The organism is Enterococcus sp. BWB1-3 (assembly GCF_016745275.1).
In the GTDB taxonomy this organism is placed as follows: domain Bacteria; phylum Bacillota; class Bacilli; order Lactobacillales; family Enterococcaceae; genus Enterococcus_L.
Genome location: NZ_JADOEP010000003.1, coordinates 56,719 through 71,478 on the forward strand (window position 1 = coordinate 56,719; position 14,760 = coordinate 71,478).

Annotated in this window: 14 protein-coding genes and 2 pseudogenes; 3 read left to right on the forward strand and 13 right to left on the reverse strand. The window is 34.0% G+C overall.

The features are described 5' to 3' along the window. Positions 1-205: 205 nt before the first annotated feature. The 8 genes from IW492_RS03320 to IW492_RS03355 form a co-directional block, all read right to left on the reverse strand. Positions 206-937 carry a winged helix-turn-helix domain-containing protein gene (locus tag IW492_RS03320; protein WP_202065160.1) on the reverse strand — a complete coding sequence of 244 codons (732 nt, stop codon included), beginning with the start codon at positions 935-937 and terminating at the stop codon, positions 206-208. A 1,083-nt stretch (positions 938-2,020) separates the two neighbouring features. Next, positions 2,021-3,076: an SIS domain-containing protein gene (locus tag IW492_RS03325; RefSeq protein WP_202065169.1), complete on the reverse strand. Its 1,056-nt coding sequence runs from the start codon at positions 3,074-3,076 to the stop codon at positions 2,021-2,023. Positions 3,077-3,093: 17 nt separating this feature from the next. After that, positions 3,094-3,891 (reverse strand): PTS system mannose/fructose/sorbose family transporter subunit IID, encoded by a 798-nt coding sequence (locus IW492_RS03330; RefSeq protein WP_202065170.1) that lies wholly within the window; start codon positions 3,889-3,891, stop codon positions 3,094-3,096. After that, the gene (locus IW492_RS03335) at positions 3,884-4,669 is read right to left on the reverse strand and encodes a PTS mannose/fructose/sorbose/N-acetylgalactosamine transporter subunit IIC (RefSeq protein WP_202065171.1); all 786 of its coding nucleotides are present in this window, start codon (positions 4,667-4,669) and stop codon (positions 3,884-3,886) included. The genes IW492_RS03330 and IW492_RS03335 overlap by 8 nt, the downstream gene beginning before the upstream one ends. Positions 4,670-4,684: 15 nt before the next feature. Beyond that, positions 4,685-5,167 (reverse strand): PTS sugar transporter subunit IIB, encoded by a 483-nt coding sequence (locus IW492_RS03340; RefSeq protein ID WP_202065173.1) that lies wholly within the window; start codon positions 5,165-5,167, stop codon positions 4,685-4,687. Beyond that, positions 5,142-5,570, reverse strand: a complete 429-nt coding sequence (locus tag IW492_RS03345) for a PTS sugar transporter subunit IIA (RefSeq protein ID WP_202065175.1) — start codon at positions 5,568-5,570, stop codon at positions 5,142-5,144. Before IW492_RS03345 ends, IW492_RS03340 begins: the two co-directional genes overlap by 26 nt. Before the next feature lie 56 nt (positions 5,571-5,626). Further along, a complete protein-coding gene (locus IW492_RS03350; RefSeq protein ID WP_202065178.1) occupies positions 5,627-8,359 on the reverse strand; it encodes a sigma 54-interacting transcriptional regulator in 2,733 nt (910 codons plus the stop codon). Between the two features lie 249 nt (positions 8,360-8,608). Continuing rightward, positions 8,609-9,058 (reverse strand): helix-turn-helix domain-containing protein, encoded by a 450-nt coding sequence (locus IW492_RS03355; RefSeq protein WP_202065180.1) that lies wholly within the window; start codon positions 9,056-9,058, stop codon positions 8,609-8,611. 191 nt (positions 9,059-9,249) lie between these two features. On the opposite strand from IW492_RS03355, the pseudogene IW492_RS03360 reads away from it, so the two are divergent. The 3 genes and pseudogenes from IW492_RS03360 (at position 9,250) to IW492_RS03370 (ending at position 11,509) form a co-directional block, all read left to right on the forward strand. Further along, positions 9,250-9,843, forward strand: a pseudogene (locus tag IW492_RS03360) (recombinase family protein). Between the two features lie 158 nt (positions 9,844-10,001). Continuing rightward, complete coding sequence (locus tag IW492_RS03365; RefSeq protein ID WP_202065182.1) at positions 10,002-10,607, forward strand: DUF6088 family protein; 606 nt, start codon at positions 10,002-10,004, stop codon at positions 10,605-10,607. A 2-nt stretch (positions 10,608-10,609) separates the two neighbouring features. Next, positions 10,610-11,509, forward strand: a complete 900-nt coding sequence (locus IW492_RS03370; protein ID WP_202065185.1) for a nucleotidyl transferase AbiEii/AbiGii toxin family protein — start codon at positions 10,610-10,612, stop codon at positions 11,507-11,509. 134 nt (positions 11,510-11,643) lie between these two features. On the opposite strand, the gene IW492_RS03375 is transcribed toward IW492_RS03370, so the two are convergent. From IW492_RS03375 to IW492_RS03395, 5 genes and pseudogenes are all read right to left on the reverse strand, one after another. Beyond that, positions 11,644-11,871, reverse strand: coding sequence for a hypothetical protein (locus IW492_RS03375; protein WP_330927515.1), 228 nt, complete (start codon positions 11,869-11,871; stop codon positions 11,644-11,646). After that, on the reverse strand, positions 11,868-12,185 hold the full coding sequence (locus IW492_RS03380; protein WP_202065187.1) for a DUF5963 family protein: 318 nt from the start codon (positions 12,183-12,185) through the stop codon (positions 11,868-11,870). Before IW492_RS03380 ends, IW492_RS03375 begins: the two co-directional genes overlap by 4 nt. Before the next feature lie 25 nt (positions 12,186-12,210). Further along, complete coding sequence (locus tag IW492_RS03385; protein WP_202065190.1) at positions 12,211-12,954, reverse strand: ABC transporter permease; 744 nt, start codon at positions 12,952-12,954, stop codon at positions 12,211-12,213. Next, positions 12,954-13,889, reverse strand: a complete 936-nt coding sequence (locus tag IW492_RS03390) for an ATP-binding cassette domain-containing protein (RefSeq protein ID WP_236671764.1) — start codon at positions 13,887-13,889, stop codon at positions 12,954-12,956. The genes IW492_RS03385 and IW492_RS03390 overlap by 1 nt, the downstream gene beginning before the upstream one ends. A 13-nt stretch (positions 13,890-13,902) precedes the next feature. Beyond that, positions 13,903-14,046, reverse strand: a pseudogene (locus IW492_RS03395) (listeriolysin S family TOMM bacteriocin); the annotation flags it as partial. Positions 14,047-14,760: the final 714 nt, after the last annotated feature.

The following is a 14,760-nucleotide window of genomic DNA, read 5'->3' on the forward strand; positions in this document are numbered from 1 at the left end:
TGCTTTATTCTGTTAGTGCAGCTTCCAACCCCGTGTTAATGTAGTTGTATATTAAACCGGATAAATTCCAATTATTTTCGGCATATTCAATAATAGCGTTACCATTATACTAGCTGTATTTCCAGCTCCAACTGACGTTTTTCTATCCTATATAAAGTGCAACACTTCGCGATGCTCTTCAAAGTGTTTTGTTCAATAGCTATCTTTATTCTTTTAGACTCAACATGTAGCCTTGTGAACGTACAGTAAGTATAATCTCTGGTTTTACTACATCTGCCTCAATTTTTTCCCGTAAACGAAAAACTAAATTAGCTACTCGATGCTTCTCATTATTAGCCACTTGATGCTTCTCGTCGTTAAATCCTTCATTCCAAATTAATTTGAATAACTCTTTATAAGTGACTGTGCTGTTTTTACGTTCGTAAAGCAGCTCAATTGTTTTGTATTCCAACCGCGTTAAAAGAATCTCTCTTTCTCCGTTAATTTTTACACTCTGATTTCTAGGAATTAACTGAATCTTTTTCGTGGCTGCCGTAGTTTCCTCACTCAATGTCGAATAGTCTATTCCATAAACTCGACTTACTTTATGTTTATTCAGATTATTGGCGATAAACAATTGCAGTTCCCCTGATTCATAATCTTCAGACATCGTACCTAGAGCACCCAACTGTAAATAAATACTTCGCATGGACTTCTGCAGATTGGGAGAAAATATCCACACAAGTGCATTTGGTTTCTTTTTTAATTTTAATAAAATACTGCATGTACGAGCCATATCCTTTACGGCATCTTCACAAATAATCAGACCATCGCATTCAGACTCTCTTTTTTCAAAGTCCTCTATCGTCAAGGAAACCACATTGATATCATTCTTTTTTAGCTCTTCTGAATAGGATTCTTCAAGTTTGATTGATAAACTAATAACACCTACATTCATAATTGATTCCTCCTTTTCCTTTTTTTGAATTTAATACAATAGATATTTAAAGTATATATACTATTTTTCCACAAAAAATATCCGCGAAAATAAATTGGACAAAATGAAAAAGAACAACGAAAACACTTGATTTTATGGGGGGTTTATAATGAAAAAACTTATGTTTAATCTATAGACCAACAAATAAACCGCTGACGAACTAATACAACTAATTTAATAGTACAGACTAAAAACCCTATTTATAATAAACAAAAAAATATTTTTTATCATCTCCAAGACTATAAAGCACTCTTTTAGATAGAAAAATATATTATTTCCAATCAAAAAAATATATATACCAAAATATACTATTCTGTTCTTTTTATTTTTTATTTTTATATTAAATTCATTTTAAAACAACAAATATTGAAAGTCTATATATATTTTTTTCATTTTTTTAACAAAAAAAGAGTTTCTGTGAGAATAAAATAGATAAAATGAGAAAAAACAAAGAAATATTTTTATAGAAATTTCATAATAAAAAATATTTTTAACCTATAGACCAGCGAAGCAGTAACATAATTGGCTTCATACTTGTGGATAACAACTCAAAAATATATCCTTTTGAGAAACGGATTTTTTGATTTTTTATTAGAAATGTCCGCATAACAAACACTATCTCATACTTGGCATATCATTTTTTGACGTACCTCCTAATACCTTGCTGCATTCCGTATACTGATTTTTGTATCTGAGGGAGCTTCCTGCACGCTCTAAGTCTTCTTCCTTGCTGAGCTTCATTCCTCTTTTTCAATCCCAAATACCCCTATCTGGGATTGAATTATTTCTTTATCCTAGATAGGGGTAGAATATTATGCTGTCTGTTACTCTTTTTACTTATTATTTTATATAACATCTCTTTTTGGTGTTGGCTTATATTGATCCCAGAAATTCTCTTCTACTACATGAAATCATCAGATAGACAAGCGGCAATTAAATAGACAGAAAAATAAGGTGTAGACAATGAAAGAACATACACTGGAAGGATTAAGCAACGTCAAATCGTAAACAGCGGACATTTACAAAGTTAAAAAATAGCTTTGTCTACTTATTAAACTTCTTACTACCTAATTTCATATGAAATTGAGGATCTTTCGGTATAGACGGATCTATTCCTCGAAGAACTGGAATCTTAGCACACATTAATTGCAATGGTATTATAAAGTTAAAGGTTAGCATTTCTTTATTATTCACAGTTGGTAAGACTAGATCCGCATTCTCTGATTCATAATTAGTAAATAAGTATATTGTTTTGCTCCAACCAGATAATATTCTTTTCATTTCATCTGATCGGGACTCATTACCAATGTCTAAAATGAAAACAGTTGATTCATTATCAATGGCATTATAAATCCCATGAATGAATTCTTCAAATTCATACCCTGTAACTGGACAACGCATAGTTTCCAGCAGCTTCAATGCACTTTCCAAGATATCTCCATATAATGAAGCCGGTCCAGTGATACGGATATCTCTAATTTCTTTTAATGAATCCTTGTGATTCTCAATCCATATTTCAGATGTATCAAAAACAGCACGAAAATGTTTTATTGCTTCTCTTACTTCAGTAATTTCCCTATTGAAAATTTCTTCTGAGACAGTCCTCTTCTCTAAACCAATGTACAAAGCGAACAATAATAAATTCAATTTAGTACAATAGAACCCTTTAGTTTTAGCCCCTGCCAACTCCTCGCCACAAGAAACAGTTAAAACATAATCCGCTACTTCATCGATAAAGGCTTCATCTACACCTGCCATGGAAGCCGTCATACAGCCATGATGTTTAGCCAGCTTCATTGTGTTATAGGTTGAGTAACTGCTTCCCCCTTGAGAAATTCCAACAACTAAAGTTTGTTCATTGTCTGCTAAAAAAGTCGTATCTGTAATTTCAAATGGATACATTGCACAAACATCCATTTTTAGTAAAGCTCGCATTTTTTGACTCATTTGCAAACCTGAATGATAGCTTGTGCCTGATCCAGTAATGATGACTCGTTTAATACGGGCTTTCTTTACTTCTGAGAATAATTCCCGAGCATTCTCAATGATAGCTTCCATTCTATCAGGTGTTTCCAGCATGTAGCTTTCAATTGTTGCCATTTATCTATTCTCCTTTTTTATAAAATTCCAATAGCGTGCATCAAAATTCCAAAAACGATGACTCCAATAGTCAACCAGGTAACACTAACCTTTTTAATCAAACTATAAATCACAAAGGTAAAGATCAGCGGAAGCATATTAGGTAAAATCTGATCCAAAATATCCTGAACAACAATTTCAGCTCCACTGATTTTTAATTCTAATGGTGTAGATATCGATAACATAGTCGCTACCATACCGCCTACAACTGATAATCCAATAATGGTTGCTATGGACATGATCTTATCCATCAGCCCTTCTTTTTGAAGGCGTTCCAGTGAGCTGACTCCAACCTGATACCCTAGTTTCAGACCAAAAATTCGAACAAGAAAATTTGGGAAATTGTAAATCAGAAGGAATAGTATCGGTCCAAAAACACTACCGTCTTTCGCAATTGAAACACCAATACCGGCAGCAATAATTCGCAAAGTTCCCCAAAAAATTGAATCTCCAATTCCAGCTAACGGCCCCATTAATGACGCCTTAACGGCATTGATAGATTGCTCATCAAAATTAACATTGTCACAATTTTCTTCTTCCATCGCTGTGGTAATTCCCATGATGGCTGGAACCACGGCTGGCGTGGTATTGAAAATTTCAAGGTGCCTAATTAGTGCCTCTGATTGATCTTTTTTCTCGCCGTATAAGCGCCTAATTACTGGAATCATAGAATAGCAATAACCAATATTTTGCATTCGCTCATAGTTAAATGCGCCCTGTAAGACAAATGAACGCCAGAAAACACTACGAAGCTCTTTGTTTGTTACCTTAGTCAAAGTCAATCTCTCCCTCCGTTAAGTTATCCTGAGTCAAATCAGATGTTTCTTTTTCCGGTTCGATATAAAAATGCAAGATAAATGCTAGACAGACCGCAAACAAAGCAATTGCAGTAATATTCAAGCCGCCATATGCAGCAGCCAAGAAACTGATGAAAAAGAATGGTGCCATTTTCTTTGAAAAGAGCATATCCATCAACAAAGCAAAACCAATTGCCGGTAATAGGGCACCAGCGATACTCATTCCATCTAAGATAACCTCAGGAACTGCGTTAATGAGATTAGTAACTTGGTCCGCACCCAAAAGAATTGCTAAAAAGGTTGGTAAAAAAGTACTTAAGAAAAACAGACAGACCGGAATCCATATAGAAATAGCCAATCCTCTATAATCTGCTTCTTTAGCATACGCATCTGCTTTGTGGGCAAAATAAGTATTGACAATCCTTACCGCAACACCTAAAGACTGTGCTAACACAGCTATTGGGACTGCCAACGCCAACGCTACTTCAACACCGCTTCCAGAAAGAATAGCGAATGCTGTTCCCAATATGCCTCCAGTTACTACATCAGGTGGTGTTGCAGCACCAATCCCCGCAATCCCCATCCAAATTAATTCTAGTTGAGCACCGATAATAATTCCTTGTGTTACATCTCCTAAAACCAGCCCAACAAAAAAGCCAGTCACTAGTGGTCGATCAAACATCATTTGTCCAAAAATTCGTCCATCCAAAATTCCGACCCCTGCTATCAGCCCCAGCATTAATGCTTGTGCTACCATTTACTTTCTCCTTTCTTATAAATCAAAATCCTCCAATGTTTTACGTTTGTCTCTTGGCAGCATTCGGAATTCAACTTCCACTCCAGATGCATGAATTGCTTTCAGATTTTCAATATCTTCTTCATTAACCGCCACTAAGTCCGTCAGCTTCCGTTTGCCTTCGTAATAGCGTAAGCCGCCAATATTAATTCCTTTGATGACATTACCAGTATTTTCGATCAACTTGCGGGCATCAACTGTATTTTTTACTAAAACTAAGACATTGCTCTTTTTTGAGTGACTGAATTTTTCAATAATTTCACCAGATTCCTCAATACTGCGAATATACAAGTTTACATTGCTCGGCTTTGCCAAATTTAATGCCATGGCCTTCATCTGGTCATTCTTGGCTTCATCATTTACAACTAAAATAGTGTTAATCCCTAATGATGAGGTCCAACCAAAAGCAACCTGTCCGTGAATCAGCCGGTCATCAATCCTCAATAATGATACTGTCACTCTCAACGCCTCCTTTATTTTCGATACATGCATTCACATGTAAAATTCCTTTTTTGGCTTCCTCCAAACTATTGTTGATTCGTTCTTTTATTGGGCCTTCTGACAAGAACAGATTCAATAACATTGGTAAATTTACTCCAGTAACCAATTGAAAATTATATCCCTCTAATAAAAATTCCGCAAAAAGATTTGCGACGCTGCCGCCAAACATATCCGCTAAAACAATTAACGGTTCCTCCTCTATCCCTTTTAAATATTGTTTTACTTCCTGAGAAGCATCTTCAGAAGATTTCGACTTTGTCATGCAGAAATAATCAATCGTTATATCTTCCCCGATAATTAGTTGGACACTGTCAATGATTCCTTTTGAAAACTCACCATGTGTCGCAATTAAATATTTCAAGTAAATCCCTCCTTCACTTCTATTACAAAGCAAAAAGCGTGCCATTAGTTGGCACGCTACGGATTATAAAGGATATTGTGTATATATCCGATCTCTGTGAGAGGAACTGTCACACTATATATCTTCTCCAGCACACTAAACACTTCCTGAATCACTTGAATTTCCTTTTGATGCTCATAAGAGAATTTCTCCAAATCAGGAAAGTCCATAATTTCAGAATGACGAATCAAACGTTCCACCATACAACTAATATGCACGTACATAGCAACTTTGCGAGCATTGGACAATTCCAAAAACAAGCGCGTTTCCAGTTGTCTAATACAGCCTTCCACGAGTTCCAGAGTTTTCTTAGTATCCAGAATAGTCAAATAATCAATCACTCGAATTAAAGAGAAGTTTTTCACCAGACGATTATTAATTTCTAGAATATCTTCCTCAGCCAAGGTCCGTTGGAAAATTTCTGCGATTTCACTAGAAACTTCACCGGAAATAATGGTCTCTAGAAAGACAAAATTTGCTTTTGGTACTTGTGGATCATCAGTGCCTATAATTGCTAAAATCTCATACTTGGCAATTACAGCCGAACTGATACCGTTCTCCTTAAGCTCATGAAATTCAGTTGGGATAATTTCAATATCCACTATACCCTTTAAACAGTCATACAATAGCTTTTGAATTTGCACAGCTGTCCCAATTCCAGTAAAACAGGTAGTAATAATCGCTTTCTGTTTACTGCGTTGCGGTTGAAAGAGCTGAACGTTCGGTGCAGCAACCTCTTTCATCCGATCTGCAATCTCCGACAGCTCCTTGCCTTGCTGAATTAGATTGCCGATTTCCAAAGCCAGCAAGGTTCCCAGCTGATCAATAAACAGAATCGGAATTTCAATATCTTGCTTCAACTGATCATAAATCATGTTCAAAGAACCCATATCAATTAAAATTATTAATCCACGATTAACCAAATTTTCTTCTATGTATAAACGAACTTTTTCACTAATGTCACTCAAGGCAGCCTCAATCGGCATGTCAATGGAAGAAAATGTTGCATTACCCAGCATTCGATTGCAAACATTGGCAATACTACTAGCAGTCGCATATCCGTGAGCCAAAATAAGGGCATTCAAATCAGCTTGTTGTTCGGCTTGTTCTAGAGTTGATAAGAAAAGGACAAACATACAATGATCTACCTCATTAAAAGTTAAATCGAGCCTCTTATCTACTTCTGGTAATAGTTTATTTATTGCACCTCTCTCTAATTGATAGTTCTCAGTAACCAATTGTTTTAAACCCTCAGGTAAAGTTAACTGATCTGTTTCTCCCTTTAATACATACCGATAAATATAATGAGAGAAAAACAGTACAAAATTTCCGTCATAGCGAAATTTTGTTTGGTAATCTAGTTCCCTAAAAATCTCTTGCATTGTCGTTGAAATGAATTTTTCCAATGACATATGGCTAGCATAGTTATCCTGGTACACTAGCTCATCCATAAACTGTGTCACCTGTTGTGACCATTGTTTTTTCAATTCATAAAAAGTTTCTTCACCAGTATCATAACGTTCATATAGCAGTACCACTTGAGAAATAAAACTGGTCAGTTCTTTAGCTCGACTGGAAACCGACCTCCTTTCATGAGAACCGGAAAAAATAAGATTAGATCCTTCAAAGGTCGACCATTGCTCTTGTTTGGTATTACGAGCATAGATTTTTTGAGGTAAGTCCCGAAACTGAATTTTCACCTGAGTCTGTTCATTACGAGCAATGGCACTACCACAGGAGTATTTGATCGTATTCTCAATTTCTCCAATATTTCCTTCATAGTGTGTCTGCATTAAAATATTCATTACTCGTGGTGTAACCTCAATCGGTTGGTTCAGCTTGCGACTTTCTTTATCAAATAAGTACTCAAGCATTTGACGTTTTTCCATAACTCCCCGTTCCTCCATATTTGGAACGTATATATGAATCGGAATTCTTCTTAAAAACGTTTGCAAAAATCCCTGTAATTTTTCTGTCGTTGCAAACGCTAAACGCACCTTAGCTTTATACGGTTTTATGTCACCAATTCGTGTAAACCTTCCTTTATCCATAAAAGTAAAAAGCTTCTCTTGTCCTTCAGCATTTAAACGATGGACTTCATCTAAAAAAAGTAATCCTTGATCGGCTTCCTCCAACAATCCAGTATGATTCTCATAAGCTCCGGTAAAAGCTCCTTTTGTGTAACCAAATAAAAATCCCGACAATAATTCTGGATTATTGTAATATTGTGCACAGTTCAACACTTTAAAAGGAGCATCAAATGGTAGTATGCCAGCTTTAATCATATATTCATACATTACTTGTACAAAATAGCTTTTCCCAACTCCCGTATCTCCTGCCAGCATGATTGGCAATCCATTCTCGGGATAATAGACAGCTGTTCGTAATTGTTCCAATGCTTCAGATAAGCTTTTATCCCAACCAATCATTTGTTCAAAAACTCGTTCAGCTGGCACCTTTTTTATCAATTCGGCGATTTCCTGCACTCGTTCATATTCCTTATTCAAATTTAATTTAAAGTGCTGCTCAAATATCTCTTTGGCTAAAAATAAAACCGGCCTTGTATTCACTTTAACCAACAACCCATTTTCAACAAGTCGGTTAGCTGCTCGGCTGGCTTGTGTTCTGCTTACCTTCAACAATTTCTCAATCTCAGGTGTGTCAAAGAAAAATCGGTCTAACTGGTCTAATTGCAGATTCGTACACTTTGCATTTGCTAGTTCTAGAATTGCTTCTTCCAATGTTGACATTTTTATCACCTCTGTATCCATTTTAGTGAAATCTGGAGCGAAAAATAATCTGTTGTTCACTTAGAAATCCGATCGTTTGCCTATTTTATTTACGACTATAGTTAATCATGATCCGTTCTTGCCGCAGGAATTTCTCGATACAAAGACATAGCTTCATTATTTGCCAATTCCTCAGCTAGTCCTTTAGTACCCTTTCTTTTTTCAAAATCCAATTGAATCTCTTCCAGTGTTCATTCCATTCTCTCACCCTTATGTTTTCTTTTTGTAGTAAACCATTAGTCCCCCTGGAATCTTCACACCGTAATTTTTCTTCTGTTGATCTAAATAATTCCAATGAATAGTCTCAGCTGCACTGCTTGCTTGAACCTTTGAAATAGCAATCTTCTTCATTAGCTCCTCAGCCTCTCTTTCAGAAGAACAAGCATGTTCATCAATAATATTAGTTCCATGCTGCACAATAACTATCCATAGAGCTCTATTTGCTTCTTCTTCAGTTTTACTAGTCAGATACTCCATACCTTGTCTAGTAATAACATATGTACCTCTATCTTTTTTTTCTGATTTCAACAGATCAACAGTTCCAACAAGAAATTTTTTTGGATACTTATTGTACTGCTGCTGCACATAGCTCCTTTCTTTCCCCCATCGTTCACTGGCTTGGCTAAAGGTCATTAGACCCAGTTCTCGAATATCTTGCATCCCTAACTCCGTTCTGACGTTTCATACATCTTTTGTTGTAAGACTATATTATACATCTTTTGAAGTATAGAGCAATAGATTTTATTCATTTATGGTATACCTTGTGCTGGCACTCCATGATGCTTGCGATATAATGTTTTCATTGTAAATAATACGTATAAAATAAATATGTAAAAGTTTAGGTGAATAAAATGAAAGTTGGCTATATTCGAGTTTCAACCATAAAACAGAATTTGGATCGACAATTAAAACAGATGTCAGACGAAAAAGTAGATAAACTATTTGAAAAGAAAATTAGCGGTAAAGATACTAATCGAACAGAGTTTCAAAAAATGCTTAAGTTTATTAGACAAGATGATATTCTAGTTGTTACCTCCATAGATTGATTGGGAAGATACTATGATGACATCAAAGCAACCGTTTCAGAATTACGTTCTAAGAGTGTAAAAATAAAAATTTTAACTGCTCCATTCCTTAATTTTGATACAGGGAATAACCTATTAGATAAGGCAATATTTGACATGTTTCTTTCTCTGTTAAGCTATATTTCTCAAAATGAACATGAAAAAATTGAGGAAAGATAAAAAGAAGGTATTGAACTCGCAAAAAAGCAAGGAATTTACAAGGGGCGTCCTGCTGAATACACTCCCGACTCAAAAGATCCACAAAAACGGCTTGTGTACCAGACTGTCTGTCAGCTATTGATACAGGATTCTTCTATCACTGAAATATCAAAACAAACAGGCATTTCCAGACCAACTATTTATAAAATGAAATCAGTCTAATCTAGTCTCAAGCTAGTTTAATTGACTTTCATTCCTATATCTACACACCAAATAAGCACCTAAATATACATGTATTTAGGTGCTTTAAAAACATTCTATTCACTGATATAATAACATTTATAGAGACTTCATATATTTAAACAAGGGGAGGAATAAAATTGGTTACAAATGTAGAAAAAATAAGAAATAAAATCAAGCGTGCACCAAAAGGAACCTTATTTATTTTGGCAGATTTTTCTCATCTAAATATTCCATATAATACCTTGAAAGATACAATTCGTAAATTTGTAAAAAAACGCGAGCTTATTAAAGTTTTTCAAGGAATTTACAAAAAACCGAATTTTAATAAGCTGCTACAAAGAGAAGTTCCAGCGTCACCACATGAAATTGCTGTAGCATATGCCCGAAAAAATGGATGGAAAATCATTCCATCTAGAGATATAGCTTTAAATCGATTAGGTTTAACTACTCAAGTGCCAAATGCTTACGAGTACAAAAGCAGCGGTCCTACTCGCAGTATCGTATTAAATAATGACCAGATAGTTAAATTCAAAGCAGGATTGGCAAGAGAAATTGATATAGATAGTACATCGGCTTTAGTGATCGAGGCATTCAAAGCACTAGGCGAAAATAATGTCACAAAGAACGATTTGAAAACTATAAAAAGTAAGTTATCAGGAAAGCAACTAAAACAATTAAAGAAGGATAGTACATTATCTAGAATTTGGATTAAAGACTTAATTATTCGTATGGAGAAAATGTAATTATGCTAGAATTTTTAAAAATGAAGGACGCAGACAAAAAGGATATTTATCGAGTTGTTTCAGAGGACTTAGGGATGAATGAAGCAATTCTCGAAAAGGACTATTGGGTTGTTTTAATGTTGGATATCTTATTTACTAAATCCAAATTCAAGCATTCTTTTGCATTTAAAGGCGGAACATCTTTATCCAAAGCATATCATCAAATTCAGCGATTTTCAGAAGATATCGATTTGATTTTGGATTGGCAGATTTTAGGATATGGAATGGATGAGCCTTGGATAGCAAGAAGCAAAAACCAACAGCGTAAGTTTAATGACGAAGCAAATGAACGAGCTGCCAGATGGATCGAAACAGAATTAGTCCCTGAATTAAATGCGAATTTAATAGATTTAGGTATTGAAAATATCACGTTAGCTATCTCACCTACTGATATAGCAGATAAAGAAATTTCGGCATATATTGTTGATGCATTTCCACAATTATTTGATATCAAAAGTGTAACTGTTCCTACCGTAGAAGCCAAAAGAACTTTTTGGGAAAAGGCTACAATTTTGCATAAGGAAGCTTACCGGATGAACACCCAAACACCAACTAGATACTCTAGACACTATTATGACATCTATCAATTAGCACAATCTATTACTAAAGAAGACGCTCTTAATGATCTATCACTACTATCTCACGTTATCTCTTTTAAGCAAAAATTTTACGCAGATAATTCTGCACATTACGGAGCTGCTGTGCCTGGCACTTTAAAGCTCCTTCCGAATAATATCCAAATGACTGGCTTAATCAACGACTATGATTCTATGAAAAGCATGCTTTTTGGCGAAGTTCCGACATTTGATGTCATTTTGAATGATCTGGAACAACTTGAAAGCGAAATTAATTCTATCGAATAAAGTAAACAAATTTAATTGTTGTCTCACAGCAAAGCTAAATATGCTGTGAGGCAATTTTTATTATCTCTAAAATTTCATGTTTATCTCGTTCTGAAAGCAGTGAACAGCCTTGAATTAGAACAGCAATGATCTTTTTATTTGTCTAGCTTAATTTTACTATCGACGTTATAAAACATAATACTTTTAAAATCATTTAAATTTTGCTTATTCAGATTTGACAAATAGCTCAACATAGGAGAAGTCGTACTTCCAAACATCATTTGAGAATATATGTGCTTATTATCATTATTTGACAAGTTTACATCATCTTTTGTTAACAGTGTATGGATATTGAAAAAAACTTTTTTCTCAAAATCAATCATTTGTCACCCTCCTTCCTTTTTCTATTTTTCAAAGCTATAACAACTTCGGTTACGATGGCTAACACCATTGAAAATATAATCCCGATAAACATCATATTACTATTATTTGGTGTTCCTTTAAATTCGTTCCCCACTTTTTGAATATCAAAAATAGTAAGACCAAAGATGTTTACACTATATTCAGTTAAAGAAGAACCTTTAACATAAGTATATCCAGAGCGAATTGCCATAAAGCAAACGAAAACTCCTAAAATAATTCCTAAAATAATAGATACGATAACACGAGTCGTTGGATTGTTAAACTTCTTTTTCATTAATGTATCTCCTCCTTTCACCAATTTAATTTTTCTTCTTTTGTGTTACAACAAAAATAGCAATTAGAATACATGTTAAGCCTACTCCTAAAATAGTATTCAACACTAAAAAATCTTGAATAAACACTTTTTTTTCAGCCCAAACATTAAAAAAGTCATTCATAACATATTTCATTGGGATAAATTTTCCAATTGATTGAAATGACGTTGGAAGATCTGAAAACGAAGAAAACGCACCTGTAAAAATATAAGAACTAAATAACAAGACCATACCTATTGGCATCAATATCCTCGTGTTTTTTACCAGCAGTGCAATTATTGCTCCAAAAATAAGTAAAACAAAGTTACAGTATAAACATTGTACGATATACGACAAGAAATAACCGATGCTTGGAATATGCAATCCATACATAAAAAAACCAAATAAAATATTGACGACAACGCTCAACAAAGTTAATAACGCGTAAGAGAAAACATCTGAAACAATCATATTGTGTGTGCTTAATCCAAAATACTCCAGACGTTTATAACTTTGATTTTGAATACTCTCACCTAACCATATAGGAAAACTAATCAGAGAGATTGGCATCATTCCCATACCTGTACTGATTAAAAAATATTTATCCACAAAATGAAACCCATTACCTATATCAAAATTCCCATATGATGTAACCATCGCAAACATCATAATTAACGGAAACAATAATGAAAAAAAGATGGATACTGGAATACGAAATTGTAACTTAATACTCGTCCCTAAATACCTCATTATTTTCTCACCTCCGTAATTAATTTGCTTGTAGTTTCAGTCATTGAATAGGCGACTAAATAAGTTGTGTATATACTTTGTTTAATGACAGTGTAACTTATGCTGTTCTCTTCAAAAGTTTTTTCTATATCTATTTGAAGGTCAGGACTTGAACAAATAAATGCTTCACCATCTCCAGTATCAGTGTGATCTACACTTTTAATAGTGGTTTCTTTCAATTTTGAAAATTCATTATAATCAATTTTCACGATAGAATAATGTGCGAATTTTGAGAAAAAATCTACAACTGATCCAAAAAAAATTAGCTGTCCTTGTTTTAGCATAAGAATTTTTGTCGCCCAATTTTCAATTTCGTCAAAATAATGTGTTACATTTATAACTGTTCGATTAATTACTTTTCTCTTCATCATAGCTAATAATGAAAGTCTTTTTTTATAATCTAAGCCTGATGTAAGCTCATCAAAAAAATAGATTGACTTGTTACTTTCCAACACTAGGCTTAGTGTCAGTCGTTGTCTTTCTCCACCGGAAAGATCTTTAATATACTTTTTCTTCAAGTCCTCCAACTCATAATTTTCTAAAAAATGAGATAATTCCTCTTTTTTAAAAGGTAGAACAAGCTTTATTAGTTCATTAACTTTTAGTAAATCATTATAAGAGTTTTCTTGAAAAACAATTCCACAACTTAGTTTGTCAAAGTTTTTTACTATCTTTCCCTCAAAATTAATTTCTCCTAAAATAGCATTGATTAGCGTTGTTTTTCCAGCACCGTTTTCCCCTAAAACTACTACTTTATCTTTAGGTAGAATTGCTATTTCTTGATCTATATCCAATATTACTTTGTTGCTCTTTTCTATTTTCAATTTGTTTATCGTTAAAATAGAATCCATTTGTATACACCACCTATTAAAAAAGGAGAATGAATCCCCTTTCATTTCTAACCCTATTTTTTGTTTCAGTAGTAGTTGAAGCGGAACACGTACATGTACATGTTGAACATGAGCATGAACAACATCCAGCAGCATAGTTCCTGGCTTCAGCACCAACACCTGTGTTACTATAACCATTCATTGATTGAGACTTGATATTCATATAAACACCTCCTTACTCAAAATCGTGTTATGTCAACATTAAAATAAGTCTATCATAACTAACTAACAGAAACCAATATTTTCCTATCGATTAGTTGTTTATATCCAATTTTTGTTCATTTTAAAAAACAAAACAGGTTATTATGAATCTTTTTGATAATCAATAGACGACAATAAGAAACATATATCGTTTCTTTAAAATTTATTTTTCAGACCAATTATAGTAATCGTATTGATCTAATTTTTGATACAAATCGATTAGTTGAGGCCGCATAGACTGAAAAATAGTGATTCGTTTATTATTAAATTCACGTCCAGAAAATCCAGAAGTTGGATACCTCGTCAATTCTTCACTAAGAAAATCAACTACTTTCAAGCTTTGACCATATGAACTTAATACATTTTACTGTTACTTCTTACAATTAACTTAGGAGACCGCAAAAGCTAAACATACACTTTACAATGGAAACACATCAAATATTGTCAATCTTTCTACTCATGAAGCATTCGAAAGACGACTAAACGAAGCACAAGAAGCTAAATAAAATTGCACTAAACTATGGAGGGAACCAATTAATTTTAACGTTCCTTCCACTTTTAAAGAAGTACAATTCTGTAAAGTGTTCTCTATTTTCAAAAAAACAAGAGACACCCATTTCTTGGCACCTCTTGAAAATACTGATATATAGGTATTTTTAACGTTTTGAAAACAGAA